This is a genomic window from Marinobacter sp. SS5-14b (assembly GCF_030541005.1).
GTDB lineage: Bacteria > Pseudomonadota > Gammaproteobacteria > Pseudomonadales > Oleiphilaceae > Marinobacter.
This window is the reverse complement of sequence record NZ_JASSVM010000009.1, coordinates 69,572-95,579: the sequence shown is the minus strand read 5'-3', so window position 1 is coordinate 95,579 and position 26,008 is coordinate 69,572. Positions and strand designations below refer to the sequence as shown.

24 protein-coding genes and 1 tRNA gene are annotated in these 26,008 nt (G+C 55.6%); 24 read left to right on the top strand and 1 reads right to left on the bottom strand.

The window, feature by feature from the left end:
* Positions 1-10: 10 nt before the first annotated feature.
* The 14 genes from QPL95_RS16375 to secF all read left to right on the top strand — a co-directional run bounded on the left by QPL95_RS16375 (position 11) and on the right by secF (position 15,517).
* Positions 11-1,921 carry a flagellar hook protein FlgE gene (locus QPL95_RS16375; protein ID WP_303292003.1) on the top strand — a complete coding sequence of 637 codons (1,911 nt, stop codon included), beginning with the start codon at positions 11-13 and terminating at the stop codon, positions 1,919-1,921.
* Positions 1,922-1,995: 74 nt separating this feature from the next.
* Positions 1,996-2,748, top strand: coding sequence for a flagellar basal body rod protein FlgF (locus QPL95_RS16370; protein ID WP_303292002.1), 753 nt, complete (start codon positions 1,996-1,998; stop codon positions 2,746-2,748).
* 83 nt (positions 2,749-2,831) lie between these two features.
* A complete protein-coding gene (gene flgG / locus QPL95_RS16365) occupies positions 2,832-3,620 on the top strand; it encodes a flagellar basal-body rod protein FlgG (RefSeq protein ID WP_303292001.1) in 789 nt (262 codons plus the stop codon).
* Between the two features lie 28 nt (positions 3,621-3,648).
* Positions 3,649-4,341: a flagellar basal body L-ring protein FlgH gene (gene flgH, locus QPL95_RS16360; protein ID WP_039882045.1), complete on the top strand. Its 693-nt coding sequence runs from the start codon at positions 3,649-3,651 to the stop codon at positions 4,339-4,341.
* Positions 4,338-5,435: a flagellar basal body P-ring protein FlgI gene (locus QPL95_RS16355; protein WP_303292000.1), complete on the top strand. Its 1,098-nt coding sequence runs from the start codon at positions 4,338-4,340 to the stop codon at positions 5,433-5,435. Before flgH ends, QPL95_RS16355 begins: the two co-directional genes overlap by 4 nt.
* A gap of 8 nt (positions 5,436-5,443) precedes the next feature.
* Positions 5,444-6,442 carry a flagellar assembly peptidoglycan hydrolase FlgJ gene (flgJ, locus tag QPL95_RS16350; protein ID WP_303291999.1) on the top strand — a complete coding sequence of 333 codons (999 nt, stop codon included), beginning with the start codon at positions 5,444-5,446 and terminating at the stop codon, positions 6,440-6,442.
* A gap of 6 nt (positions 6,443-6,448) precedes the next feature.
* Positions 6,449-8,500 carry a flagellar hook-associated protein FlgK gene (flgK, locus tag QPL95_RS16345; protein WP_303291998.1) on the top strand — a complete coding sequence of 684 codons (2,052 nt, stop codon included), beginning with the start codon at positions 6,449-6,451 and terminating at the stop codon, positions 8,498-8,500.
* 16 nt (positions 8,501-8,516) lie between these two features.
* Positions 8,517-9,749: a flagellar hook-associated protein FlgL gene (flgL, locus tag QPL95_RS16340; protein ID WP_303291997.1), complete on the top strand. Its 1,233-nt coding sequence runs from the start codon at positions 8,517-8,519 to the stop codon at positions 9,747-9,749.
* 83 nt (positions 9,750-9,832) lie between these two features.
* Positions 9,833-9,919 (top strand) — tRNA-Leu (locus QPL95_RS16335).
* A 40-nt stretch (positions 9,920-9,959) separates the two neighbouring features.
* Positions 9,960-11,054 (top strand): tRNA preQ1(34) S-adenosylmethionine ribosyltransferase-isomerase QueA, encoded by a 1,095-nt coding sequence (gene queA, locus QPL95_RS16330; RefSeq protein WP_303291996.1) that lies wholly within the window; start codon positions 9,960-9,962, stop codon positions 11,052-11,054.
* Between the two features lie 20 nt (positions 11,055-11,074).
* Positions 11,075-12,196 (top strand): tRNA guanosine(34) transglycosylase Tgt, encoded by a 1,122-nt coding sequence (gene tgt, locus QPL95_RS16325; RefSeq protein ID WP_303292028.1) that lies wholly within the window; start codon positions 11,075-11,077, stop codon positions 12,194-12,196.
* A 40-nt stretch (positions 12,197-12,236) separates the two neighbouring features.
* Positions 12,237-12,605 (top strand): preprotein translocase subunit YajC, encoded by a 369-nt coding sequence (yajC, locus tag QPL95_RS16320; protein WP_303291995.1) that lies wholly within the window; start codon positions 12,237-12,239, stop codon positions 12,603-12,605.
* Positions 12,606-12,696: 91 nt separating this feature from the next.
* Positions 12,697-14,571 carry a protein translocase subunit SecD gene (gene secD / locus QPL95_RS16315; protein ID WP_303291994.1) on the top strand — a complete coding sequence of 625 codons (1,875 nt, stop codon included), beginning with the start codon at positions 12,697-12,699 and terminating at the stop codon, positions 14,569-14,571.
* Entirely contained in the window at positions 14,564-15,517 is a 954-nt protein-coding gene (secF, locus tag QPL95_RS16310) for a protein translocase subunit SecF (RefSeq protein ID WP_303291993.1), read from the top strand. The genes secD and secF overlap by 8 nt, the downstream gene beginning before the upstream one ends.
* 87 nt (positions 15,518-15,604) lie before the next feature.
* Here secF and QPL95_RS16305 read toward each other — a convergent pair whose 3' ends face one another.
* Positions 15,605-16,405, bottom strand: a complete 801-nt coding sequence (locus QPL95_RS16305; RefSeq protein ID WP_303291992.1) for an inositol monophosphatase family protein — start codon at positions 16,403-16,405, stop codon at positions 15,605-15,607.
* 192 nt (positions 16,406-16,597) lie between these two features.
* Here QPL95_RS16305 and trmJ point away from each other — a divergent pair, with 192 nt between their 5' ends.
* From trmJ to hisS, 10 genes are all read left to right on the top strand, one after another.
* On the top strand, positions 16,598-17,458 hold the full coding sequence (trmJ, locus tag QPL95_RS16300; RefSeq protein ID WP_303291990.1) for a tRNA (cytosine(32)/uridine(32)-2'-O)-methyltransferase TrmJ: 861 nt from the start codon (positions 16,598-16,600) through the stop codon (positions 17,456-17,458).
* A gap of 2 nt (positions 17,459-17,460) precedes the next feature.
* Positions 17,461-18,243: a serine O-acetyltransferase gene (cysE, locus tag QPL95_RS16295; protein WP_303291989.1), complete on the top strand. Its 783-nt coding sequence runs from the start codon at positions 17,461-17,463 to the stop codon at positions 18,241-18,243.
* Positions 18,244-18,321: 78 nt separating this feature from the next.
* Entirely contained in the window at positions 18,322-18,819 is a 498-nt protein-coding gene (gene iscR, locus QPL95_RS16290; protein WP_303291988.1) for a Fe-S cluster assembly transcriptional regulator IscR, read from the top strand.
* Positions 18,820-18,841: 22 nt separating this feature from the next.
* Positions 18,842-19,987 carry an IscS subfamily cysteine desulfurase gene (locus QPL95_RS16285; RefSeq protein WP_303291987.1) on the top strand — a complete coding sequence of 382 codons (1,146 nt, stop codon included), beginning with the start codon at positions 18,842-18,844 and terminating at the stop codon, positions 19,985-19,987.
* 68 nt (positions 19,988-20,055) lie between these two features.
* Positions 20,056-20,484 (top strand): nucleoside-diphosphate kinase, encoded by a 429-nt coding sequence (gene ndk / locus QPL95_RS16280; protein WP_247063391.1) that lies wholly within the window; start codon positions 20,056-20,058, stop codon positions 20,482-20,484.
* Between the two features lie 62 nt (positions 20,485-20,546).
* Positions 20,547-21,656 carry a 23S rRNA (adenine(2503)-C(2))-methyltransferase RlmN gene (gene rlmN / locus QPL95_RS16275; protein WP_303291986.1) on the top strand — a complete coding sequence of 370 codons (1,110 nt, stop codon included), beginning with the start codon at positions 20,547-20,549 and terminating at the stop codon, positions 21,654-21,656.
* Between the two features lie 41 nt (positions 21,657-21,697).
* Positions 21,698-22,501 carry a type IV pilus biogenesis/stability protein PilW gene (gene pilW / locus QPL95_RS16270; protein ID WP_303291985.1) on the top strand — a complete coding sequence of 268 codons (804 nt, stop codon included), beginning with the start codon at positions 21,698-21,700 and terminating at the stop codon, positions 22,499-22,501.
* Positions 22,491-23,519 (top strand): RodZ family helix-turn-helix domain-containing protein, encoded by a 1,029-nt coding sequence (locus tag QPL95_RS16265; RefSeq protein ID WP_303291984.1) that lies wholly within the window; start codon positions 22,491-22,493, stop codon positions 23,517-23,519. Before pilW ends, QPL95_RS16265 begins: the two co-directional genes overlap by 11 nt.
* A gap of 34 nt (positions 23,520-23,553) precedes the next feature.
* Positions 23,554-24,672, top strand: a complete 1,119-nt coding sequence (ispG, locus tag QPL95_RS16260) for a flavodoxin-dependent (E)-4-hydroxy-3-methylbut-2-enyl-diphosphate synthase (RefSeq protein ID WP_303291983.1) — start codon at positions 23,554-23,556, stop codon at positions 24,670-24,672.
* A 39-nt stretch (positions 24,673-24,711) separates the two neighbouring features.
* On the top strand, positions 24,712-25,986 hold the full coding sequence (gene hisS, locus QPL95_RS16255; RefSeq protein WP_303291982.1) for a histidine--tRNA ligase: 1,275 nt from the start codon (positions 24,712-24,714) through the stop codon (positions 25,984-25,986).
* Positions 25,987-26,008: the final 22 nt, after the last annotated feature.

The window sequence follows — 26,008 nt, the reverse complement described above, 5'->3', positions numbered from 1 at the left end:
GGTATAAGTCATGGCATTTAATACAGGTTTGAGTGGCCTTCGGGCAGCATCGGTGGATCTGGACGTAACCGGCAACAACATTGCCAACGCCAGTACCGTCGGCTTCAAAAGCAGCCGGGTTCAGTTCGGCGACCTCTACGCCAGTGGGTTTCTCAGCTCAGGTACAAACCCGGTCGGTGATGGTGTTCGGGTTCAGGACGTCAAGCAGTCGTTCGGGCAGGGCAATATCAGCTTCACCGACAGTGGTCTCGATATGGCCATAAACGGGGATGGCTTTTTCATCCTGAACAACGGCGGTGAGATCCGTTACTCCCGGGCGGGGCAGTTCGGGATTGATAAGGAAGGCTTCATCGTCAATAGTCAGAACATGAGAGCCCAGGGCTATGTTGCAGACGACGATGGCAACCTGTCCGGCATTCGTGGCGATCTGCAGATAGAAACCGACAATCTGGCGCCGCGCAGAACCACCAGTCTGGAAACCAGTTTGAATCTGGATTCCCGTCAGTCAGTGCTGGAGCGTCGAATTCGTGATTTTGATCCGATTGACGTTGGGCAGTTGAGAGGCGAGAGTTTCTCCATCGTCTACGCTGACGGTTCGGGTAATTATCCGGTTCCCGTCATTCCGGCCACTGCCACCGCCCGAGAGGCTGCCAACGCCATTGATGCGGCTCCGGGTGTTACCGCAACGGCGACCACGCCTGCGGTTATGGATGCGGGTTTGACCGATGGCTATATTTCAAGCGCGGCGGATTTTCGGTTCAGCATTACTGTCGGCACGGCGCCGCTTCCGGTCAACGTTGAAGGTGTTACCTCACTGAGTGGGCTGGCCCAGGCTATTAATGATTCTGGCGACAACTCCGTGTCTGCGAATGTTATCGACTACGATGATGACAACGACCCGGCGACTCCCACGGTCGAGAGACTTCGGATTATTCACAGTAATGGCGAGCCTCTGACGGTTGCTTATGGAGACGGCAGCCTGCCTCCGGGCACACTGTTCGAAGGCCAGGTCGCGGTTACGACGGATCGTACCGTTTCGGATGTTACGCCGGGCACGGGTACAAACTTTGTTGATGCGTTCAACGCGACGCCGTTTACCATCACCAACGAATTCAATCCGATTGATCAGCGCACCTATAACCACGCAACGTCTACTGAGATCTTTGACAGCCTGGGTAATGCTCACGAAATGACCCAGTTCTTTGTCAAAGACCCCTCGCCGGGTAACGGCGTGGGCCAGAGCCAGTGGTCTGTCTATCTGCAAATAGATGGCGAGCTGGTAGCGGGGACTGACCAACAGCCTTATACGGCGCTGTTTGATCAGGATGGTCAGCTGGAATCGATCAACGGGGATGCCAACGGTGAAATCATTATCACCGACTGGGTGCCGAAAGACCCGAACGGTGATCCTAACGGTGCGGACGGCCCGCCAGCGAATCCTGGTGATGTGGTCAGCCCGATTCCGGAGCCGGCCAACAGTTCTGCATTTGTGTTGAACCTTGCCAGTACCACTCAGTATGGTGCGGCATTTGGTGTCAATGATCAGCAGCAAAACGGCTATACCACAGGTCGTTTATCCGGGCTGGATGTGTCTGACCAGGGTGTGATTTTTGCGCGCTACACCAATGGTCAGTCCCAGTCCCTGGGGCAGGTTGCGCTGGCGGCCTTCAACAATACCGATGGTCTGTCACCGGTTGGTGATACCACCTGGGTTGAAACGTTTGAATCCGGACAGCCGATCATTGGTGCGCCCGATACCGGCACCCTGGGTTCCATCAAGGCGAGTTCAGTAGAGGAATCCAACGTAGATTTGTCTGCTGAGCTGGTAAACCTGATCATTGCCCAGCGTAACTATCAGGCAAACGCCAAGACCATTGAAACCTCGGACGCGGTAACCCAGACCATTATCAACCTGCGTTAATCCCCTTCATCTAAACATGGCATGACTCCTGCAGGATGACTGGAAACAGTCAAAATTCCGGCAGGAGTTTGCCCATGGACAAAGCCCTCTATATTGGAATGTCTGGCGCCAAGCAGAACATGCTGGCCCAGCGTGCCCACGCCAACAACCTCGCCAACGTGAACACCACGGGGTTCAAGAAGGATTTTGCCCAGGCCCGCAGCATGCCGGTCTTTGGTGAGCATCACCCCACCCGCGCTTATGCCATGACCGAAAGGCCCGGCACCGATCTTTCTGCCGGAGCTCTGATGGACACTGGCCGACAACTGGATGTGGCCGTAGAGGGAGACGGTTGGCTGGCGGTACAGAATAACCTGGGTGAAGAAGTATTCACCCGAAGCGGCAGCCTGCAGGTTGATGTCAACGGTCTGGTTCGCACCGCCAGTGGTGAGCTGGTGCTGGGAAATGGCGGCCCGGTGGCCTTGCCTCCGTTCGACAATCTGCTGGTTGGCTCTGATGGCACCATCTCTATTGTTCCCGTTGGTGGTCCGCCGGATCAGCTGGTGGAGGTGGACCGCCTGAAACTGGTCAACCCGCCGGCTGAGGCGCTGGAAAAGGGCCTGGATGGGCTTATTCACAGAAAGCCGGATCAGGCTCTGGACGGCCCTGAACCGCCGGACGCCAATATGCGCGTGGCCACTGGTTTCCTGGAAAGCTCCAACGTGAATGCGGTGCAGGAGATGATTTCCAACCTGCAGTTATCCCGTCAGTACGAGATGCAGGTGAAGGTTATGTCTACCGCAAACGAGAATTCTGAAGCAACGGCACGGCTGTTGCAGAACCTCTGATAACGCTGAATTAAGCATCACCGGCCGGCAGCAAACGGCAAACAATGGCCGCATCCGTGGCCGGCAAGGTAAGGAGTAACGCAATGCATCCAGCACTTTGGGTCAGTAAAACCGGGTTAAGCGCACAGGATACCAACCTGTCAACGATCTCCAACAACCTGGCAAACGTGAATACCACGGGTTTCAAAAGGGACCGGGCTGTATTTCAGGACCTTCTGTACCAGATCAACCGGCAGCCTGGCGGTATGAGCACCGAAAACACTGAGCTGCCTTCTGGCCTGCAACTGGGCACAGGTGTCCGGGTTGTGGGCACGGTCAAGCAGTTCTCCCAGGGCAATCTCCAGATTACCGAGCAACCGCTGGACATGGCCATCAATGGCCGGGGTTTTCTGCAGATTCTGCAGCCGGATGGCCAGATTGCCTACACTCGGGACGGTCAGTTCCAGTTGAACTCCAACGGCGATGTGGTGAATCCGGACGGGTACCCCCTGGAGCCGGCCATCAATATTCCCGATAACGCCACCAATATCACCATTGGCAAGGACGGCACGGTAACGGCGGTAACGGATGACCAGGCGGCGCCGGTAAACCTTGGCCAGATCACCCTGGTGGATTTCATCAATCCCCAGGGCCTGCAGGCCATCGGAAACAACCTGTTCAAGGAAACCATTGCCAGTGGCAACCCCGTTGAGGGGGAGGCGGGTCTGCTCGGGCTTGGCACCATCGAACAGGGTTCCGTGGAGGCTTCCAACGTTGAAGTGGTGGAAGAACTGGTGAACATGATTACCACCCAGCGCGCCTACGAAATGAACTCGAAAGTGGTCTCCACCGCGGACCAGATGCTCCAGTTCATTACCAACAACATTGGCTAATGCCGCCAGAGGTGACGTCATGAATCCGATGACATCCAGCCGGATAACCCGGGGCGCCAGTACCCTGGCGACCTTGGTGGTACTGATCCTGCTACAGGGTTGCACGGCCATGAGCCGGCCCCGGGCGATGCCGGATGATCCTGAGTTTGCACCGGTACGCCCTGAGGCCATGACACAGAGAGACAGGGCGTCTGGTTCGATTTACCAGGTTTCGCGAAACTATAACTTTTACGGGGATACCATCGCGCTCAATGTGGGTGATGTACTGACAGTGAATCTCCAGGAATCCACCCGTGCCAGCAAGAATGCCGAAACCAGCATCACCAAGGACAACGAAATCACGCTGCCGGAGCCGAACATTCTGGGTAAGAACAACTTCGGGATCGGCACCTCACTGAACAACGAGCGCGATTTTGAAGGCACGGCTGAGGCTGATCAGAGCAACAGTCTTGCTGGCAGCATCACCGTCACGGTCACAGAGGTGCTGCCCAACGGCGTGCTGCGGATCCGGGGTGAGAAATGGCTGTCACTGACCAATGGCGACGAGTACATCCGCCTGACCGGGCTGGTTCGCCCCCGGGATATCCAGCCGGACAACGCTGTTGCCTCAAACCGTATTGCTGATGCGCGTATTGCCTATGGCGGTACCGGTGATTTCGACCAGGCAAACCAGATGGGCTGGCTTGCCCGCTTCTTTAACAGTGAGTGGTGGCCGCTATGAGCATGCGACGTTTTCTTGCCTGGGTACTTGTTCTGGCGGCGGTTGCGGCACCGGTGATGGCGGACCGGCTGAAGGACCTGTCCCGCATCAAAGGGGTAAGGAACAACCAGCTGGTGGGCTACGGACTGGTGGTTGGCCTTGACGGGACCGGCGACAAGGCACCGTTCACCAATCAGACCTTCCGGAACATGATGAACCAGTTCGGTATCACTCTGTCTGAAGGCGTGAACCCGAAACTCACCAACGTCGCCGCCGTAACCGTGAGTGCCACATTGCCACCGTTTGCCAAGGCCGGGCAGGAGATTGATATCACGGTTTCCTCCATCGGCAACGCCGACAGCCTGCGCGGCGGTACCCTGCTGATGACCCCGCTGAAGGGCGCTGACAACAACGTCTACGCCATGGCTCAGGGCAGTCTGGTGGTTGGCGGTTTTGGTGCCCAGGGGCAGGATGGCTCCAGAATTACCGTGAACGTACCGAGCGTCGGCCGGATTCCCAACGGTGCCACTATCGAGCGGGAAGTGGTCTCGCCTTTTAGTCAGGGCGACACCATTACCTTCCACCTTCTGCGCCCAGATTTCACTACGGCCCGCCGTGTGGTCGAGGCTGTGAATGCACGCCTCGGCCCGGACATGGCGTACGCTCACGATGCGACATCGGTTTCCGTGCGTGCGCCGCGGGATCCGTCCCAGCGGGTAAGCTTTCTTTCGATTGTCGAGAACATTGAGGTAGACCCGGCGGAAGAATCTGCCAAGGTCGTGATCAACAGCCGCACCGGCACCATCGTTGTGGGCCAGAACGTGAAAGTCAGCCCGGCGGCGATCACCCACGGAAATCTGACTGTGACCATTCAGGAGAATCCGGAAGTGGTGCAGCCGAACCCGTTCGCCGACGGCGACACCGCGGTGCAGCAGAACACCCAGATAGCCGTTACCGAAGACCCGGCCCGTATGTTCCAGTTTGGGCCGGCAACCACGTTGAATGAAATTGTGCAGGCGGTGAACCAGGTGGGTGCTGCCCCGGGTGATGTGATGGCCGTTCTTGAAGCATTGAAACAGGCTGGCGCACTTCGTGCCGAGCTGATTGTGATCTAGGGGTAGCCATGCAGGACTATCGCGTACAACAAGCTCAGGTATACACCGACTTCAGCGGCCTCAATGCGCTGAAATCCCAGGCCCGCACCGACAAGCAGGCGGCACTGGAGCAGGTGGCGAAGCAGTTTGAAAGTCTGTTCCTCTCGGAAATGCTGAAGTCCATGCGTAAGGCCGGCGAAGTGTTTGCCGAAGGCAATTACCTGAACAGTAATGACAGTGAGTTCTACCGCGATATGTTCGATAGCCAAATCAGTCTGAGCATGGCCAATGGGTCCGGCACCGGCCTGGCGGAGGCGCTGGTGCGGCAGCTCGGAGAGAGCGTGCCGGGTATGGCCGCAAACGGTGAAAAGCTGGCGGCCCACAAGGCAACCCTGGCTGATTATGATCGCAGCATGCCTGCAATCTCTCCAAGGCTGCCAGAACAGATCGACGCCGTGGAAAAAGTTGCCCGGGCTGTAGCGAGTGAAGTTCCGGAAGTGGCTGCTGCCGCTTCGGCTGAAAAGCCTGTGGTATTTGAGTCCCCGGAGCATTTCGTCAGTGAACTGATGCCCTTTGCGGAGCAGATCGGCCGCGAAAGTGGCATTGACCCACGCCTGATGATTGCTCAGGCCGCACTCGAAACCGGCTGGGGTAAGCACATGATCAAAGGTGATGACAGTCAGCCCAGCTTCAATCTGTTCGGTATCAAGGCGGATGGTCGCTGGGGCGGCGACGCGGTAACGATCACCACCACGGAATTCCGCGGCGGCGTAGCCATGAAAGAGCGTGCCGATTTCCGCGCCTACCCGGATTACGAGGCCAGCTTCCGTGATTACGTCGATTTTCTCCAGGGCAACCCCCGGTATCGGGATGTGCTCTCCTCGGCAGGCGAACCTGAAGTATTTGCAGAGAAACTGCAGGAAGCCGGATATGCCACCGATCCGGAATACGGCTCCAAGATTCGCCGGATCATGAACCGTGATTCTCTGATGACACTGTCTATGGGCAGTGGCGGGATAAAGGAGTAACAGATCATGGCAGGATTGATCGGAATCGGCTTGACCGGTGTTCTCAGTTATCAGAGCGCCCTGAATACCACGGCCAACAACATCACCAACGCCAATACACCGGGGTACAGCCGGCAGGAAGTTCAGTTTGATACCCAGGAAGGCCGCCGAACCGGCGCCGGTACCGTGGGTAGTGGTGTTTCCATTGAAAACATCCGGCGCCTGGCTGACGAGTATCTGACCCAGCAGGTGCGCGAGGACAGCACGCTGTTTGGTGAGCAGAATGCGCTTAACTCGGAACTGACCCGGCTGGATAACCTTCTGGGTGGTGAAAGTACTGGTCTGAACAGTGCCTTGAACAACTTCTTTGCGTCACTGCAGAACGCAGCGGAAGATCCCACATCTCTGCCGCAACGCCAACTGGTGTTGAGCGAAGCGCAGCAGGTGGTCAACCGTTTTCAGGCGCTCCATGAAGAATTCGTACAGCAGCGAGAATCCATCAAAACCCAGATGGGGCAGGGCGTAAAAGATGCCAATACCCTGTTGAAGAGTATTGCGGAGCTCAATCTCGCCATTTCGGAATCGCCGGGTCTGGCACAGGGCCGGATGCCCCTGGAACTTTTGGACAAGCGCGATGAAAAACTGCGTCAGTTGTCTGAGTTGGTGGGAATCCGGGTCACAGAGACCGAGGGCAGTCAGGTCAACGTGTCTCTGGCCAACGGATTGGCGCTGGTAACCGGCGCTAACGCGTCTGAGTTTGGTACGCGCACGAGTGCCGAAGACCCCACCCGGATGGAATTCACGCTGACAACCGGCGGGCGCAGCCTGTTGGTCGACGAACAGATTCAAGGTGGGAAGTTGGGGGGGCTGCGCCGTTTTGATGAACAGGCATTGAAGCCGGCGTTTGATGAGTTGGGCCGCCTGGCCGTGACCCTGTCGGCCTCCATCAATCACCAGAATGAAATTGGTATGGATTTGGAGGGTGATCTGGGGAGTAACTTCTTCACTGACATCAACAGTGTGGAGCTTCAGCGCAGCCGGGTGGTGCCAAACGCGAATAACTCAGAGCCGAAAAATGCCAGGCTGGCAGTTGAGATTACGGACAGCACCTTGTTGCCAGCCGGTACCTGGTCGCTCCAGTTCAGCGGTGATGGACGAAGCTATGAGCTGATCGATACCGCCACCGGCGAGACCGCCAGTCAGGGCCGCCTGCCTCAACCGGTCCAGTCGGAAATCACCATGCCGGGATTCAGCATTAGAGTAGAAGGTGGCGAATTCAACGCGGGTGACAAGTACCTGATTCAACCCAGTCGTAACGCTGCTGAAAACATTGCTTTGAATGTTCGCCGGGAAGAAGATCTGGCATTTGCCAGCCCGATCAGGGCAAGTGCGGGCGAGAATAACCTGGGGACGGCGACCATCAATCAGGGCAAGATGCTGAATGTCCGTAACCCCAATACCAATGCGTTGTTGCCAGGTTTTCAGACCCGGGGTGAATTGGCGAATGGGCCGATAACGATCGAGTTCGACAGCTATGATGCCGCCAGTGGCACATATGGCTATACGATTACAGACAATACGCCGGTGCCACCGGTTGGAGCGAATGTTTTAGAAACCGGCGTATACGACCCCAAGAAGATCAACACCTTCTTCAGTGATAACCCGAATGCCGGCAGTGCCTATCAGGGCTACCAGTTTGAAATGACCGGTGAGCCGAATGTGAACGATACCTTCACCATCGATTTCAATAAGAACGGTGTTTCTGACAACCGAAACGCCGAATTGCTTGCGGCGCTCGGTACTGCCAATACCATGAATGGCGGCAGCCAGAACTTTACCGAAGGGTACGCCGGTCTGGTCGAGGATATTGGCGTAAAAACCCGCCAGAGCCAGCTCGACAAAGACGCTGGCCAAACCCTGCTGGAGCAATCCAACAACCAGAGAGAGTCCATTTCCGGGGTCAACCTGGATGAAGAAGCCGGCAAACTGATCCAGTATCAGGCTGCCTACAACGCGTCTGCACAGGTTATGTCAGTAGCCCAGGACCTGTTCAATACATTGCTGCAGAGCTTCCGGTAAGGTGAGGTAAGGTAAAATGATCCGAATTTCATCACAGCAGATTTTTTCCGGCGGTATCAACCGGCTGCAGGATCTCAACAGCAATCTGGTGAATACCCAACAACAGATTTCCACCGGTAAGAAGGTTAACAAACCTTCGGATGATCCGGTGGCGGCGGCCCGTATTCTCAAGCTGGACCAGGATCTCAAGCGGGTAGAAACCTACGGCCGCAACGCAAGCCTGGCTGACAACCGACTCAAGCAGGAGGAGAGCTCTCTTGCCAGTGCGGTCGACATCATCCAGCGGGTGAGGGAACTGACGGTTCAGGCCGGTAACGGGTCGCTGTCCGCCAATGACAGGAAATCCATATCGGCCGAATTGAAGGAGCGCCTCGGTCAGTTGGCCAACGTAGCCAATACTCGGGATGCCTCCGGTGAGTACATTTTTAGTGGCTTTCAGGGCAATACTCAGGCGTTCGTTCAGGATGACTCCGGTGCTTGGGTTTACCAGGGGGATGAGGGGCAGCGGGTGCTGGAGATCGATGACGGCGTAACGGTGCCCATCAGTGATCATGGAAAAGGCATTTTCGAGAATGTTCCAGCTGCTGTTTCGATGACCGGCACCAACTCTGTTGATGGCTACGTATCCGATCTTGCGCTGGTCAATGAGAGCGACTTACGAAGTGATTTTGCACCGGCTGTGCCGAATGATCTGACGGTAACGGTGGTAGATGCTGCCGGCACTTTGTCCATCACCGCTAACGGCGGAGCGTTGAACCTGACCCCCGTTCCTGCGCCTACCGTAGGTGAGCCTTTTGAAGTGGCCGGGATTGAGCTGACCGTTAATGATGCTGTATTTGACGCGGATCCAACACTGACCGATTCGTTTACAATCGGCATCAGCGACAAGCAGTCGGTCTTTGCAACCATCGAGAACCTGATCAGTGGTCTGGATACGCTTGCCAAAGGCACACCGAAAACCAATGCGGAATACGACGCCCTTATTGCGGAGTCGCTGACCAATCTCGATAACGCTCAGGAGTCTTTGATTCTGACGCAAACCGAGCTTGGCGGCCGCCTAAATGCAGTTGAGTCTACCACTGCATTCCTGGATGACTCCGCGCTCTACACCAAGGAAATCCGCTCCCAGCTCCAGGACGTGGACTACGCAGAAGCCATCAGTAATCTGAGCTTCCAAAGCTTTGTGTTGCAGGCGGCTCAGCAGTCCTTTGCCCAGATTTCCCGACTCTCACTGTTTGATCGTTTGTAATTTATTGAGGCAGTAGGCGATTTTTGCATGCTGCCCCGGTTGCTTTCAGATTCAGGCTCAGTATAATCCTCCCACTCTCCGATGGCGGCGTGGTGAAATTGGTAGACACGACGGATTCAAAATCCGTTGGGGTAAAACCCGTGGCGGTTCGAGTCCGCCCGCCGCTACCACTTATTGGCCGCAACCTGCGGCATCGTGAATAGCCGGCCCATGAACGTCTCCGATTTTCATTTTGACCTGCCGGACGAGTTGATTGCTCGTTACCCGCTTAAACAACGTAGTGCCTCCCGTTTGCTCAGCCTTGATGGCTTGTCTGGCAAAACCGAACATCGTCAGTTCACCGACCTCCTAAATTTGCTGCAGCCAGGCGACCTTCTGGTCTTCAACAATACCCGTGTTATTCCGGCTCGCTTGTTTGGTCAGAAAGAGACCGGTGGCCGTGTTGAAGTTCTGGTTGAGCGCCTACTGGGCGAGCGGGAAATTCTTGCCCACGCCCGAGCCTCGAAAGCACTGAAGGAAGGCCAGAAAGTCATTCTGGAGGATGGCACTTCGCTGACCATGGTTGGCCGTGAGGATGCTCTGTTCCGTTTTGTTTACGATGGAGCTGAAGCGGTACTGGATGTGCTGGAGCGCATCGGTCACATGCCGCTGCCTCCTTATATGGAGCGTGAAGATGATCTTTCCGACCGGGAGCGTTATCAAACCGTGTATGCCAGGGAAGCGGGTGCAGTAGCGGCGCCGACGGCAGGCCTGCATTTTGATGACGCACTATTGGCGGCCCTGAAAGCAAAAGGCGTTGAGTTCGCCTACGTGACTCTGCATGTCGGGGCTGGCACCTTTCAGCCGGTCCGGGTCGACAAGCTGGAAGATCATGTCATGCACAGTGAAGTGGCCCATGTGCCCCAGGAAACGGTCGACGCCGTTCATCAGGCTCGTGCCAGAGGCGGCCGGGTGGTCGCGGTGGGAACCACTTCCGTTCGTTCGCTGGAATCAGCCAGTCGGGCAGGGCGCTTGCATACGTTTCGGGATGAAACGGACATCTTTATCTATCCGGGTTATCGTTTCCAGACGGTGGATGCCATGATCACCAATTTTCATCTACCTGAATCCACCTTGATCATGCTGGTCAGTGCGTTTGCCGGGTATACCAACATTATGTCTGCATACCGTGAAGCGGTAGAGCAGCGTTATCGCTTTTTCAGCTACGGTGACGCCATGTTCCTGACTGCGCAGGAGCCTAGCCGCGGCATGCTGGCAGGCGCTGATCAGTTCGGCGATAACCACACCGAATCCAGTGGAGACTGACTGTGAGTGAATCCTGTTTTATGTCGTTTGAAAAGCTGGGAGAGGATGGTAGGGCCCGTCGAGGCCGGCTTACCTTTCCGCGCGGGACAGTAGAGACGCCTGCGTTCATGCCGGTGGGCACGTACGGCACGGTTAAGGGCATGCTGCCGAGGGATATTGAGGCCATTGGTGCACAGATTATTCTGGGCAACACGTTTCACCTGATGTTGCGCCCGGGCACGGAAGTCGTGAAGGCGCACGGTGATCTGCATGACTTTACCCAGTGGCAGGGGCCCATTCTCACGGACTCCGGCGGTTTTCAGGTGTTCAGTCTGGGTGAAATGCGAAAGATTACTGAGCAGGGCGTTACCTTTCGTTCCCCGGTAGATGGTGCCAAGGTGGAGTTGTCGCCGGAAATTGCGATTCAGGTTCAGCGTGATCTTGGCTCGGACATCGTCATGATCTTTGACGAATGTACGCCCTATCCCGCCACCGAAAAGCAGGCGAAAGAATCAATGGAGCTTTCCCTGCGTTGGGCTGATCGCAGCAAAAAGGCCCATGAGGGTAATCCCGCAGCGCTCTTTGGTATCGTGCAGGGTGGTATGTACGAGTCCCTGAGGGATCGCTCGCTTCAGGGGCTGACCGACATCGGTTTTGACGGCTACGCCATTGGTGGTCTGTCAGTAGGTGAGCCGAAAGAGGACATGATTCGAATCCTGGACCATCTGCCACCCAAAATGCCGGAAGACAAACCACGGTATCTGATGGGTGTTGGCCGGCCGGAAGATATTGTAGAAGCTGTGCGGCGCGGTGTAGACATGTTCGACTGCGTGATGCCAACGCGTAATGCCCGAAATGGCTATCTGTTCACGTCCACCGGTATTGTAAAAATCCGTAACGCCAAGAACCGCCACGACACAGGGCCACTGGACGATCGCTGCGACTGTTACACCTGCCAGCATTTTTCCAAAAGTTATCTGCATCATCTGGATAAGTGTGGGGAAATGCTCGGATCCCAGCTGAATACCATCCACAATCTGCGTTTCTATCAGAACCTGATGAGTGGATTGCGTGGGGCCATTGAAGCAGGTACATTGTCCGACTTTATAAGCGAATTCTATGCCTTACGTGGCGAAAGCGTGCCGCCGCTGGGCGATTCCTGACCACTTTTACTCAAGACTAGTTAATAAACGGAGAACCTGAATGAAATCGATCAAACTGCTTATCGCCGGTCTGCTGTCTCTTATGCCTGCATTGGCCATGGCAGAAGCTGCAGCGCCTGGTGGACAGAGCATGGGCATAATGGGCCAGGTTATCTTCTTTGCCGGCTTTATCCTGATTTTCTACTTCCTGATCTGGCGCCCGCAGTCCAAGCGTGCCAAGGAACACAAGAACCTGATGTCTGGCCTGAACAAAGGCGATGAAGTGGTCACCTCTGGCGGTGTTGTTGGCCGCATTACTAAGGTCACCGACGATTTTATCGTTCTGGAAGTTGCCGACAATATCGAAATCAAGGTTCAGAAAGTTGCTGTTGCTGGTGCTCTGCCGAAGGGCACGCTCAAGGACATCTGAGCTGATTCCTGGCCGGCGCGCACATAGCGCCGGCTGAATCACACTGGCTGAAACACCAAGGCTGGCGGACTTGCCGGCCCAAAGGGATCCCATGCTGAATAAGTATCCTCTCTGGAAAAATCTGGTGATTGTGTTTGCACTGATCATCGGATTTATATACGCCTTACCGAATTTCTTCCCTGACGATTACGCGATCCAGATCACCGGTGCCCGTGGCAGTACCGAAGTGGATCAGCGAATTCTCGACCGCGCTCTGGGAGCACTGGAAGCTCAGGGTATTGAAGTCAAGTCCAGTGCCGTAGAAGAGCGGGATGCGTTGATTCGTTTGACCAGCTCTGATGATCAGCTCCGGGCGCGCCCGGCTGTCCAGGCCGCACTGGGTAACGATTATCTGGTAGCGTTGAACATGGCCCCGTCGACTCCTGGTTGGCTGCGTAGCCTCGGTGCTGGGCCTATGAAACTGGGCCTTGACCTTCGCGGCGGTGTTCACTTTCTGCTTGAAGTCGATATGGAAACCGCAGTTAATCAAAGGCTTGAGGCGCTTTCCGGTCAGATCAAGCAAGACATGCGCGATGAAAGAATTCGTTACCGGGGCGGCGATGTTCAAAATGGTCAGGACATTGTTTTCAGCTTCCGGGATTCCGAATCCAGAACCAAGGCCTTCGAGTTGGTTCGCGACCAGTTCAACGAATTCCTGCTGGATGAAAGCACCGAGGGCGGCGAGTTTCTGCTGACGTTGACGTTGTCGGAAGCTGAGGTCCGCAACATCCAGGAATACGCACTGGAGCAGAACCTCACCACCATCCGCAACCGTGTTAACGAGCTGGGTGTGGCAGAACCTCTGGTTCAGCGCCAGGGCGCCGATCGCATCATTGTCGAGCTTCCGGGTGTGCAGGACACCGCACAGGCCAAGCGGGTTCTGGGTGCGACTGCCAATCTGGAGTTTCGTATGGAGGCGCGCCAGGATGCGCCTTCAGCTGAGACCGAACAGTTCAGCTTCCGGGATACACCTCAACGTACTGCGCGTCTCGAGCGCGATGTGATTGCCACCGGTAACAACGTGGCAAATGCCCAGCAGGCGTTTGATGAGAATGGCCAGCCACAGGTTAATATCACCATGGATTCGGTGGGTGGAGACCTGATGAATCGCGCCACCCGTAACAACGTTGGTCGGCGCATGGCGGTTCTGTTCATCGAATTCCGGACCGAGATGGAAACGCGGGAAGTCGATGGCGAGCTGAAGCAGGTAGAAAACCGTGTTATCGAAAAAGGCCTGATCAGTCTCGCAACGGTGCAGTCGGCTCTGGGTAGCAGTTTCCGCATCACCGGTCTCGATTCGATTCCTGAAGCCGCGGAGCTGGCACTGTTGCTGCGGGCCGGTGCGCTGGCGGCACCCATGTACTTTGTACAGGAGCGTACAATCGGGCCTAGCCTTGGTCAGAAAAACATCGATGCAGGCATGATGTCTGTGGCGCTGGGCTTTGGTCTGGTGCTGCTGTACATGTTGGTCTACTACCGTGGGTTTGGTCTCGTAGCGAACGTTTCGCTGACCCTGAACCTGATGCTGCTGGTGGCGTGCATGTCGATTCTGTCCGCAACTCTCACCCTTCCAGGTATCGCCGGTATCGTGCTGACGGTTGGTATGGCGGTTGATGCCAATGTGCTGATCTTCGAGCGTATAAAGGAAGAGCTCAGGGCCGGTGCGCCGCCCCAGAGTGCCATCAATGCAGGTTACGGCCGTGCATTCGTGTCCATCTTTGATGCCAACATCACCACGTTGCTGGTCGCCGTGATTCTCTTTGCGATGGGCTCCGGGCCGGTGAAGGGCTTCGCGATTACACTTTGTATCGGCATTTTGACGTCCATGTTCAGTGGTCTGATGGTGAGCCGAAGTATCGTGAACCTGGTGTATGGCGGCCGAAGGGTCGAGAAATTGTCGATCGGAGGGAGGCTCGCTAATGCCTGATATAGAAAAACAACCATTTGATTTTATGGGGTTCCGGAAGATAGCCTCCGTGTTCTCCATCCTGCTTGTCATTGCTTCGGTTGCTCTGCTGGGAGTTCGTGGTCTGAATTTCGGTATGGACTTTACCGGCGGAACCTCGGTTGAGTTTGAGTACGCTGAGGCTCCAAATCTGGACGAGATCCGCAACACCCTTACCGACGTCGGCTATGAGCAGTTTTCGGTACAGAACTTCGGTGCCGATACCACAGTGCTGATTCGCATGGCCGAAGCAGGTAACGATGAACTGGCCAGGGAAGTGACGGCAACTCTGTCTCAATCGGGAGCGGAACTCGAGCTGGTGAGCTCAGAGTTTGTGGGCTCTCAGGTCGGTGAGGAACTGAAGGAAGACAGTGGGCTCGGCCTTCTGATAGCGCTGGCTGTGGTGTTAATCTATGTCGGCATGCGTTTTCAGTTCAAATTCGGTATCGCTTCGGTGATTCCACTGGCCCACGACGTTTTGATCGTGCTGGGCGTGTTCGCCCTGTTCCAGTGGACGTTTGATCTGACGGTCCTGGCGGCCTTGCTTGCGGTTATTGGTTATTCGCTGAACGATACCATCGTTGTGGCAGACCGGATTCGGGAAAACTTCCGAAAAGTTCGGGTAGGCGAACCCTGGGATATCATTAACCAGTCGATCCATGAAACGATCGCCCGGACCATCAATACCTCTGGTACGACCCTGGTTGTGCTTCTCGCTTTGTACTTCCTGGGGGGGGAGGCCATCAATAACTTCGCGCTTGCGTTGATTATTGGCGTGGTTGTGGGTACCTACTCATCCATCTACGTGTCTGCCAACATGCTGATGGTGATGGGGGTTACCCGTGAAGATCTTATGGTTCCTGCCAAAGAGGGCGCGGGCGAGGGAGCCGAGGAAGAGCAGCCACCTGAGTGGCTCAACCGGATGTAACCTTCAGGTTGCCGGGCGTTATGGTCCGGCACAAAAAAACCGCCATCCCCAGGGAGTGGCGGTTTTTTTTGTGCCATCGTTAAGTGTTTAACGCGGCAGGCGCCCCCGGAAAGGGTGCAGCACTTTGAGGACTTCTCTGAACAGCTTCGGGTTTGCCACAATCAGTTGACGTGCGTTACCGATAGACGGGTTGCCCGAAAAGTCGCCGGTCAGTGCGCCAGATTCCATGGCCAGAGTTACGCCGAGGTCAAGGTCGACGGCTTCAGGCCGGAAAATGATGGCAGCGTCCAGCAGTCCTGCAGAAACCCGGGCGATGTCCAGTACCACGCAGCCTGAGGTGCGAAAGATGCCGGTTTCGCGGGCCAGGGTTGCCGCCATTTCGCCCCAGATCATTGGGTCGTCACCTTGACGGGCCTGGTCCAGCAGGTTGGTTGCGAGCGCCGATCGAGCGGGCAGTTTCACCTCTGATGCGCGAACACGACGACTGTTCAGGGCCGCTCCATGTCCCCGGCTTGCGGAATATTCTTCTCCGGTGATCGGGTTAACGATCAGCAGGTTTTCAGTGCGGTTGTTCTTCTTTTGGGACAGGGCCATTGCGAACTCGGGTATGCCCCGCACAAAATTGTCACGGCCAAGAACCGGGAAAATGTGCCAGCTTCTTTCGCTGCCGTTAGCATCTGCCTCACCCATCGGCGCGATGGTGTGGTCTTTGTAGGCTTTGGCAAGCTGCTCTACGAAGTTGTCGTAGATGGATTGTTCAACCCGTTCCAGCTGTCGGTATCGCTCGGATTCGTCTTTGCCGTTGGGTTCCTGTCGCTCGAAGTGGGCTTTCAGGTAGTCAGACCCCTGGCGGGCAACGCGCAGGGCCATTTTAATTGCTGGTTGCATCTGAGTGTTCATTATCCGGGTGTATGAAGGCCGCACAGCATAGCAAAAACTCATGGTGCTTGTCTGTTTTTTGGCTCAGCAAATCCACGGATACCACCGGGTTGCGGCATATCCGGAGAGCTAAAACCCTCCGCTTTCTGGTATGATTCGGCTCATTTCTCAAATCAATGATGAGCAACAGGCCTGAAAACCATGCACGAACCCGCGCTGTCGCCGGAAGGAAACGATACTTTTAATAACCAGATTCGTATCGTTCTGGTAGAAACCTCTCATTCAGGCAACATTGGTGCGGTTGCCCGGGCTATGAAGAACATGGGGCTCGGGAATCTTTGGCTGGTTAATCCTGCGTCGTTTCCTGACGAAACCTCCTATGCGCGTTCAGCGGGTGCTTCCGATGTATTGGACCGCGCACATGTTGTGCAGTCGTTGGACGAAGCACTGGCCGACTGTGTTTTGGTGATGGGTACCAGCGCTCGGGGCCGGAAGGTTCCCTGGCCGGTCATTGCGCCGCCGCAGGCCGCCGAAACCGCGTCGGAGCATACTGCTCAGGGGAATGTGGCCCTGGTATTTGGCCGCGAGAACCACGGACTGTCCAACGATGAGCTGCAGCGCTGTCATTACCACATTCATATTCCCTCAAACCCGGACTACAGCTCGCTGAACCTGGCTATGGCCGTGCAGGTCATGTGCTATGAGTTGCGAATGCGGTATCTGGCAGGACTTGAAGACAGTGAGTCCAGCCCCCACCTTGAGCCCATGGTTGCGCCGGGAGACCCGGGATGGGATGTGCCGCCAGCAACGGTCGGTGAGGTGGAAGGTTTTTTCGGGCATTTTGAACAAGTACTGGTGGATGTGGACTTTCATCGCAGGGATAACCCGCGCCACCTGATGGCCCGTATGCGAAGGTTGTTCCAGAGAGCACGAATGGATCAGATGGAAGTGAACATTCTCCGGGGCGTTCTTGCTGCCATTCAAAAGGCAACCGGAGCCCATAGGGGTGGCGACCAGCAAAAGCCGGTGGCGGCTGGGTCCAAAGATGAAGGGCGGGAATAAATATGCTTGAACGTTTGCGCGAAGACATCAAAAGCGTTTTTCACAGGGACCCTGCGGCGAGAAACACCTTTGAGGTGTTGACCAATTACCCCGGGCTGCATGCCTTGCTGTTTCACAGACTGGCCCATTGGTTGTGGAGCCTGGGGCTTAAGTGGCTGGCCCGAACACTGTCGACGCTGGCGCGCTGGTTTACCGGTATTGAGATTCATCCCGGTGCCACCATCGGTCGACGTTTCTTTATCGATCACGGAATGGGCGTGGTTATTGGTGAGACAACCATCATTGGCGATGATGTAACGCTTTATCAGGGGGTTACCCTGGGCGGTACAAGCTGGAATAAAGGCAAGCGGCACCCGACGATTGGCGACGGTGTGGTCGTTGGCGCCGGAGCCAAGATTCTGGGGCCGTTCGAGGTGGGTGAGGGGGCCAAGATAGGCTCCAACTCCGTGGTGACCAAAGCAGTGCCGGCCGGAGCCACCGTGGTTGGCATCCCTGGGCGGATTATAGTGAAGCGTAAAACGGAAGAAGACGACGCCAGGCGCAAGGAAATGGAAGCGCGGATGGGCTTCGACGCCTATGGTGTAACCGAAGAAATGCCGGACCCTGTGGCCAGAGCTATGCGCTCTTTGTTGGACCACATGCACGCGGTGGATGAGCGTATTGAAACCATGTGCAAGGCGATCCGAAAGGTTAATACTGAGTATCAGAATGGCGAGCTGCCGCCGTTGCATGAGGAAGATTTCGATTGCGTTCGCGATGAGACGGATACCGAAGGTAAAGGTTGAATACTTGACTGTTTTGGTAGGTCAATCCATACTCGGCGATGCGAATCGATAGTCAATCCCATTACCGGGGCTGAGAATATGAAACTCACCACAAAAGGCCGCTATGCCGTCACAGCAATGCTGGATCTGGCTCTGCATGGCAGTGAGGGGCCGGTGAGCCTTGCGGACATCTCAGCCCGTCAGGAAATCTCCCTGTCATACCTTGAGCAGCTTTTCTCCCGACTGCGGCGCCAGAAACTGGTGGTAAGTATTCGGGGGCCAGGTGGCGGCTATAGGCTGAGCCGGAGTGCCGACCACGTGTATATCGCCGAGGTAGTCGATGCTGTCAGCGAGTCGCTGGATACCACGCGCTGTGGCAACAAGGGCGATTGCCAGAACGGTGAAAAGTGCCTTACTCACCATCTTTGGTCTGATCTCACGGATCAGATTCACCAGTTCCTGAGCGATATCAGCCTGGGAGATCTGATGCGTAAGCGTGAGATCCAGCTAGTTGCCGATCGCCAAAATCGTAAGCAGTCAGAATCCGGTGCGGATGCGATAAACACCCGCCAACTGAAAGACCAGGCTACGGCCTGACAACAGCATACTCTCCCTACATATGAAAAAACCTGTATACCTCGACTACGCGGCAACGACGCCCGTTGATCCCCTTGTTGCTGAAGAAATGGCCAGGCACCTCACGATCGATGGTGTTTTCGGTAACCCCGCTTCCCGCACCCACGGCTATGGTTGGCAGGCTGAGGCTGCGGTGGAGAATGCCCGGCGTCAAGTGGCTGAGCTGATCCATGCCGATCCAAGGGAAATTGTCTGGACGTCTGGTGCCACCGAGTCGGACAACCTGGCTATCAAAGGCGTTGTTGAAGCTTCGGGTTCGCATATTGTGACCTCGACCATAGAGCATAAGGCGGTGGTAGACACCTGCAAGTGGCTCGAGCAAAGAGGCGTTGAGGTAACCTGGCTGGCACCGCAAGCGGATGGGCGGATTTCTCTGGAATCTGTTGCCGCAGCGCTCAAAGAGAATACCAGGCTGGTCAGCCTGATGATGGTCAACAATGAACTTGGCTGTATTACCGACATTCAGTCTATCGGTGCTTTGCTTCGTCAGCGTGGTGTGCTGTTTCACGTGGATGCGGCTCAGGCGGCCGGCAAGATGCCACTGGATGTTGCCAGCCTGAATGTGGATTTGCTGTCGTTGTCGGCCCACAAGGTATACGGCCCCAAAGGCATTGGTGCACTTTATGTGCGCCGGTCACCGGATGTTCAGGTGCAGGCGCAAATGCACGGGGGTGGGCATGAGCGAGGAATGCGCTCGGGCACACTGGCGACTCACCAGATTGTCGGTATGGGAAAGGCATTTGAGTTGGCTGGCAAGTCCTTTGAAGCTGAGATGACACGCCTGGAACAGCTGCGGACGAAGTTTCTTGATGGGCTCGGCGGCCTGGAAGGCGTCCACTTTAATGGCAGTCCGGAGTGCCGGGTGCCGGGTATTGTTAACCTGTCCTTTGAGGGTGTTGAGGCCGAATCATTGATGTTGGGGTTGCGAAATCTGGCGGTTTCCTCTGGGTCCGCTTGCGCATCGGCGACGGTTGAACCGTCGTTTGTACTGAGAGGCATCGGCTTGAGTGATGAGCTCGCGCATCGTGCACTGAGATTCTCGTTTGGCCGTTTCAGTACCCATGACGAAATCGAGTTTGCCAGTGCGCAAATTGTTGATGTCGTTACGCGACTTCGCACGGTGCGGTAGGCAGTAGGCCCCCGACTGCGTATAATCTAACCCCTGATTTTTAACCCTAACCAGACTGGAGAAATAGCATGGCAAACGAGCGCACGCTCTCAATCATCAAACCCGACGCGGTCGCCAAGAACGTTATCGGTGAAATTTACAGCCGTTTCGAGAAAGCGGGCCTGAAAATCGTTGCTGCCAAGATGATGCACCTGACCCAGGAGCAGGCCGAAGGCTTCTACGCCGAGCACAAAGAGCGTCCTTTCTTCAACGATCTGGTTGCGTTCATGACGTCTGGCCCTGTTGTTGTACAGGCCCTGGAAGGCGAAGGCGCAATCCTGAAGAATCGTGAACTGATGGGTGCTACCAACCCGAAAGAAGCCGAGGCGGGTACTATTCGTGCAGACTTCGCTTCTTCCATTGATGCCAACGCCGTTCACGGTTCCGACTCTGCTGCTTCTGCAGAGCGTGAAGTAGCGTATTTCTTTAACGACAACGAAATCTGCCCGCGCGGTTGATGTTGTCTGTTCAGGGGTGACATCTGTTGCCCCTGAATTGGTTATCTGATCGAGGTTATGCCATGACTGCCCCTGCCGAAAAAACCAACCTTCTGGGAATGCCAAAGGAAAAACTTGAGGCCTTCTTCGAAACGCTGGGAGAAAAGCGCTTCCGTGCCCAGCAGGTGCTGCAGTGGATTCATCAGTGGGGCATCGATGACTTCGATCAAATGACCAATATGAGCAAAGCGCTCAGGGAAAAGCTCAAAGAAGTGGCTGAGGTGCGTGGTCCGGAGGTGGTGTTTGATGAAACCTCCAAGGATGGCACGCGTAAGTGGGTCATGCGGATGGACAACGGCAACAGTGTTGAAACCGTACTGATTCCGGACGGTGAGCGCGGTACTTTGTGCGTATCTTCACAGATTGGTTGCACCCTCGACTGTACTTTCTGCTCTACCGGGAAACGCGGGTTTAATCGGAATCTGACGGCTGCCGAAGTGATTGGTCAGGTATGGGTTGCTCGCAAGGCGTTCATGCCGTTTGATATCAAGGACCGCCCGATCACAAACGTGGTGATGATGGGCATGGGTGAGCCGTTAATGAACTTCGACAATGTTGTCGATGCCATGAACCTGATGATGGAAGACCTCGCATACGGGATCTCCAAGCGCCGGGTGACGCTCAGTACCTCAGGGGTGGTTCCGGCAATTGACAAGCTTGCTGAGGTTACCGATGTTTCACTGGCCATCTCGCTCCATGCGCCCAATGATGAATTGCGCAACAAGCTGGTTCCATTGAATAAAAAGTATCCGATCGCAGAGTTGTTGGCTGCCACGAAGCGGTACTTTGCGAGATTGCCGGAGAAGCGAAAGGCAACGATCGAGTACACGGTCATTGAAGGCGTTAACGATAAGCCGGAACACGCCCAGGAATTGGCGGTTCTGCTCAAGGATTTGCCTTGCAAGATTAATCTGATACCGTTCAATCCGTTCCCTGAGAGCGATTTTAAACGGCCGAGCATGAATGCGACGCGCAGATTTCAGACTGTACTCAATGAGGCTGGCTACGTCGCAACCATTCGCACGACCCGGGGTGACGATATCGACGCCGCCTGTGGTCAGTTGGTGGGTCGGGTAGAAGATCGTACTCGCAGAAGCCAGCGCTATATTGCGGTTCAGCAGGTCAACCCCTGATTGAACGGCAGTGCAACGTCGCAATATAAAGGTGTTTGTTGATGGTGAAGAACACAGCCGTAAAACTGACCGCCCTGTTTCTGGTGCTGCTGGGGCTACTGGTTTCCGGTTGCGTGACCACAACAGACAGCCGTTTCACCCGGGAAGCCGACCGGGATAAAGCCCTTGAGAATTATGTACAGCTGGCGACAGCCTACATAGGGCAGGGTAACCTTGGCCGGGCCCGTCATCATCTGGACCGTGCTTTCGAGCTAGACAAAGACTACGCGGCGGCCCATGCCGCCATGGGGCTGGTTTACAGTTCGGAAGGGGAAGACAGGTTAGCGGAAGAAAGCTTCAAAAAGTCGGTCTCGTCCGATGGCGGCTACACCCGCGGTCGTGTTTACTATGGCGCTTTCCTTTACAGTAAAAGCCGTTTTGAAGAAGCCCGTGGCCAGTTCAGGGCTGCGTCAGAAAACACCAGTTACAAAGATCGCGGCGGCGTTTTCTATAACCTGGGCATGACCGAAGAACGGCTGGGTAACCTGGAGCCGGCTGAAGAGGCATACCGCAGGGCTGTGGAGCTCACCCGCGGTGAGGCGCGCACAGTGCTTTCATTATCGCGCGTTCTGGTAGAGCAAGAGGATTATTCTGCCGCCTCACGCTACTACGCCCGCCTTCAGACCATGATTCAAAAGAATCCGAGGCTGACACATTCCGCCGAAAGCCTGTTTACGGGTATTCGCCTAGCGCGCCACTTTCAGGACAGAGACCAGGAGGCCAGCCTGGTGCTTTTGTTGAAAAACGAATTTCCTGAGTCGTCGGAGTTCCAACAATATAAGGTGCTGATTGCTAATGGGCAGTGAACAGCAGGAAACATCGGTAGCGGCAGGGCCCGTCGGCCAGCAGTTACAGCGAGCGAGAGAGCTCAAAGGGCTGAGTATCTCCGAGATTGCTGACCAGCAGCATCTCCGGTCGTCAATTATCCAGGCGATTGAAGCCGGAGATTACAGCAAGATAGATACAGAACTGTTTCTGAAAGGTTATATCAGAGCATACGCTCGCCAGGTTGATCTGGATGGTGACGCACTGATTCGTGACCTGGATGCAGAATTGGCGCCCATCCGCCAGCAGAGGGAGGAGGAGCAACAAGCTCACCCTTTAGCTAATATTGAACGCCGCAGAGAAAGAAAGCGGCAGTTGGCCAAGGCTTTGCTGGTTGTTATTCTGCTTGCTTTGGCGGGCTATGGCGCATTTTACTTTTTGTCAGGGCAAGACGCTGGCCTGGCCGAAGAGCCGGCAGAAGCCACGGACTCTGTTGAAGTGCCTTCCGAACAGGCCGTTGCCGGTAGCCCCCTGACCGAAGGCTCCGAAGAGGAAGCGGGCCCGGCTGAAGAGACGGAGTTTTCGGTTTCGGTAGAGGAATCGGCTAACGAGGTTTCTGAACAAGTGCCGCCGGTTGTTGATGGTGCACCGAGCGAAGAACAACTTGAACAGCCTGAGCCTACAATGGTGAGCGGTGATGACGTGGACCTGCAGGAAGGAACAGGTTTGCCGGTTACCGCTGAGCAACAGTCCGCTATCGAGCCTGAAGCAGTGCCTGCTGAGCCCGAAGTCGCACAATCAGCCTCGTCATCCACTGCGCGCCTGGAAATGACCTTCAGTGCGGATTGCTGGATTCAGGTGACCGATGCGACCGGACAGCGTCTGGCCAGTGCGCTGAGGCGAGAAGGTGACAGGCTGGATGTAACCGGTGTGCCGCCTCTCAAGGTGGTTGTCGGAGCAATGAACGCCGTCGAAGCTATCCAGTTTCAGGGAGAACCCCTTGAAATGGACAGTTTTCGTGTAGTGAATAACAGATCAGAGTTCACGCTCGAACCCTGAACCTAACGCCCGGACAGATTGTTGGTTCCCGTCAATGAAACAAGATTCCCCGATCAAAAGACGTAAATCCCGGCAAATCATGGTTGGTGATGTGCCGGTAGGTGGTGATGCGCCCATCGCGGTTCAGAGCATGACCAACACAAATACCTGCGATGTCGCTGCAACCGTGGCCCAGATCAATGCAATCCAGGAAGCTGGAGCGGATATCGTACGGGTATCGGTTCCTTCCATGGATGCGGCTGAGGCTTTCGGTAAAATCCGGCAGCAGGTCTCTGTGCCCTTGGTGGCCGATATTCATTTCGATCATAAAATAGCATTGCGGGTCGCGGAGCTGGGCGTTGACTGCCTGCGGATCAATCCTGGCAACATCGGCCGGGATGACCGGGTAAGTGCGGTGATCAATGCCGCTAAGGACCGCAATATTCCCATTCGAATCGGTGTGAACGCCGGCTCCCTGGAAAAAGCGTTGCAGCGAAAATACGGTGAACCTACACCGGAAGCACTTGTAGAGTCTGCCATGCGGCACATTGATATCCTGGATCGTCACGATTTCCAGAACTTCAAGGTCAGCCTGAAAGCCTCGGAAGTGTTTATGACAGTGGCGGCCTACCGGTTGATTGCGGCCCAGATTGAGCAGCCTCTGCACCTGGGCATTACCGAAGCCGGTGGTTTTCGTTCCGGCACGGTGAAGTCGTCTATTGGTCTGGGTATGTTGTTGATGGACGGTATTGGCGACACGATCCGGGTGTCTCTCGCGGCAGACCCGGTGCAGGAAATCAAAGTCGGCTTTGACATCCTGAAAAGCCTTCGGTTGCGCAGTCGCGGTATCAACTTTATCGCTTGCCCGAGCTGTTCACGGCAGAATTTTGATGTGATCCAGACCATGAATGATCTGGAAGCACGCCTGGAAGACGTTAATACCTCCCTGGATGTTGCGATTATCGGCTGCATCGTCAATGGGCCCGGCGAAGCAAGAGAAGCGGATATCGGCCTGACCGGTGGCACTCCGAAGAACCTGTTCTATCTGGCGGGCAAGCCGAACCAAAAGCTGGACAACGCCACTCTGACGGATGACCTGGAGCGACTGATTCGCGAAGAAGTTTCGCGGCGACAGGATCAGGAAGAGTTGGTTATCGCAAAGTCGACAGATTGAGCGCTCCACACTAATTCAAGAAGCAATCAGGGTTTTACTTTGGCTAAAATTCAGGCAATTCGGGGGATGAACGATATCCTTCCGGACCAGACACCCGTCTGGCAGTATGTTGAATCAACGGTTCGAAAAGTTCTCGCTCAGTACGGCTATCAGGAAATCCGCATGCCGATTGTGGAACAGACCGAACTGTTCAAGCGTTCCATTGGCGAAGTGACGGACATCGTCGAGAAAGAGATGTATACCTTCGACGACCGGAATGGTGACAGCCTTACCTTGCGGCCTGAAGGCACGGCAGGTTGTGTCCGGGCTGCGGAAGAGCACGGTCTGCTGTTCAATCAGACGCGCCGGCTCTGGTATACCGGCCCGATGTTTCGTCATGAGCGTCCACAGAAAGGGCGGTACCGTCAGTTTCATCAAATCGGAGTGGAATGCTTCGGCATGGCCGGTCCGGACATTGATGCCGAACTGCTGGTGTTAACGGCCCGTCTGTGGGCGGCGTTCGGGCTTGAGGACCACGCGAGCCTGGAAATCAATTCCATTGGCACCAGTGAATCCCGCAAAGTCTATCGGGACGCGCTGGTCAGCTACCTTGAACAATTCCGGGACCAGCTGGATGAAGACAGCAAGCGCCGGCTGACCACCAATCCGCTTCGAATTCTCGACAGCAAAGACCCTCAGACCCGCAAACTTCTCGAAGGCGCGCCCAGTCTCAGCGAGTATCCGGACGATGAGTCCCAACGTCACTTTGAGCAGCTCAAAGCACTGCTGGATGCCGCAGGCGTGACTTATACGGTCAATCCAGCGTTGGTTCGGGGCCTGGACTACTACGGGAAAACGGTATTTGAGTGGGTCACCCAAAGCCTCGGCGCGCAGGGCACAATATGCGCCGGTGGCCGTTATGATGGCCTGGTTGAGCAGTTGGGTGGAAAATCAACAGTGGCGGTCGGATTTGCAATGGGTCTGGAACGGTTGATTCTGCTGCTGGAAACCCTGGGGCTGGTGCCCGACGAGGTGAATAACGCAGCGGATATCTATGTTACTGCCATGGGAGACCCGGTGATTGCATCGGCGATGGCCGTGGCGGACAGGCTTCGTAACGAGCTTCCGGGGAGAGTTGTAGTCACTCATTGTGGTGGTGGCAGTTTTAAAAGCCAGATGAAAAAAGCGGATCGCAGCGGAGCCCGTTACGCGGTTATTCTTGGCGAAAACGAATTGGCGAATGGAACCGCAGGGCTCAAACCACTGCGGGATGACCAACCTCAGCAGGACGTGCCGCAGGCAGACCTGGCCAGGGTACTTGCAGAGCTTGTGTGATTAACCGAACTGCTATCAGGCA

Bases quoted from the DNA above. Each gene is read 5' to 3' on its own strand.
- secF (WP_303291993.1), top strand. From the start codon at position 14,564: ATGCCTGATATAGAAAAACAACCATTTGATTTTATGGGGTTCCGGAAG.
- QPL95_RS16370 (WP_303292002.1), top strand. From the start codon at position 1,996: ATGGACAAAGCCCTCTATATTGGAATGTCTGGCGCCAAGCAGAACATG.
- QPL95_RS16265 (WP_303291984.1), top strand. From the start codon at position 22,491: ATGGGCAGTGAACAGCAGGAAACATCGGTAGCGGCAGGGCCCGTCGGC.
- flgJ (WP_303291999.1), top strand. From the start codon at position 5,444: ATGCAGGACTATCGCGTACAACAAGCTCAGGTATACACCGACTTCAGC.
- rlmN (WP_303291986.1), top strand. From the start codon at position 20,547: ATGACTGCCCCTGCCGAAAAAACCAACCTTCTGGGAATGCCAAAGGAA.
- cysE (WP_303291989.1), top strand. From the start codon at position 17,461: ATGCTTGAACGTTTGCGCGAAGACATCAAAAGCGTTTTTCACAGGGAC.
- ndk (WP_247063391.1), top strand. From the start codon at position 20,056: ATGGCAAACGAGCGCACGCTCTCAATCATCAAACCCGACGCGGTCGCC.
- QPL95_RS16305 (WP_303291992.1), bottom strand. From the start codon at position 16,405: ATGCAACCAGCAATTAAAATGGCCCTGCGCGTTGCCCGCCAGGGGTCT.
- flgG (WP_303292001.1), top strand. From the start codon at position 2,832: ATGCATCCAGCACTTTGGGTCAGTAAAACCGGGTTAAGCGCACAGGAT.
- secD (WP_303291994.1), top strand. From the start codon at position 12,697: ATGCTGAATAAGTATCCTCTCTGGAAAAATCTGGTGATTGTGTTTGCA.
- trmJ (WP_303291990.1), top strand. From the start codon at position 16,598: ATGCACGAACCCGCGCTGTCGCCGGAAGGAAACGATACTTTTAATAAC.
- QPL95_RS16375 (WP_303292003.1), top strand. From the start codon at position 11: ATGGCATTTAATACAGGTTTGAGTGGCCTTCGGGCAGCATCGGTGGAT.
- pilW (WP_303291985.1), top strand. From the start codon at position 21,698: ATGGTGAAGAACACAGCCGTAAAACTGACCGCCCTGTTTCTGGTGCTG.
- yajC (WP_303291995.1), top strand. From the start codon at position 12,237: ATGAAATCGATCAAACTGCTTATCGCCGGTCTGCTGTCTCTTATGCCT.
- QPL95_RS16285 (WP_303291987.1), top strand. From the start codon at position 18,842: ATGAAAAAACCTGTATACCTCGACTACGCGGCAACGACGCCCGTTGAT.
- iscR (WP_303291988.1), top strand. From the start codon at position 18,322: ATGAAACTCACCACAAAAGGCCGCTATGCCGTCACAGCAATGCTGGAT.
- tgt (WP_303292028.1), top strand. From the start codon at position 11,075: ATGTCGTTTGAAAAGCTGGGAGAGGATGGTAGGGCCCGTCGAGGCCGG.
- flgH (WP_039882045.1), top strand. From the start codon at position 3,649: ATGACATCCAGCCGGATAACCCGGGGCGCCAGTACCCTGGCGACCTTG.
- queA (WP_303291996.1), top strand. From the start codon at position 9,960: ATGAACGTCTCCGATTTTCATTTTGACCTGCCGGACGAGTTGATTGCT.
- ispG (WP_303291983.1), top strand. From the start codon at position 23,554: ATGAAACAAGATTCCCCGATCAAAAGACGTAAATCCCGGCAAATCATG.
- flgK (WP_303291998.1), top strand. From the start codon at position 6,449: ATGGCAGGATTGATCGGAATCGGCTTGACCGGTGTTCTCAGTTATCAG.
- flgL (WP_303291997.1), top strand. From the start codon at position 8,517: ATGATCCGAATTTCATCACAGCAGATTTTTTCCGGCGGTATCAACCGG.
- QPL95_RS16355 (WP_303292000.1), top strand. From the start codon at position 4,338: ATGAGCATGCGACGTTTTCTTGCCTGGGTACTTGTTCTGGCGGCGGTT.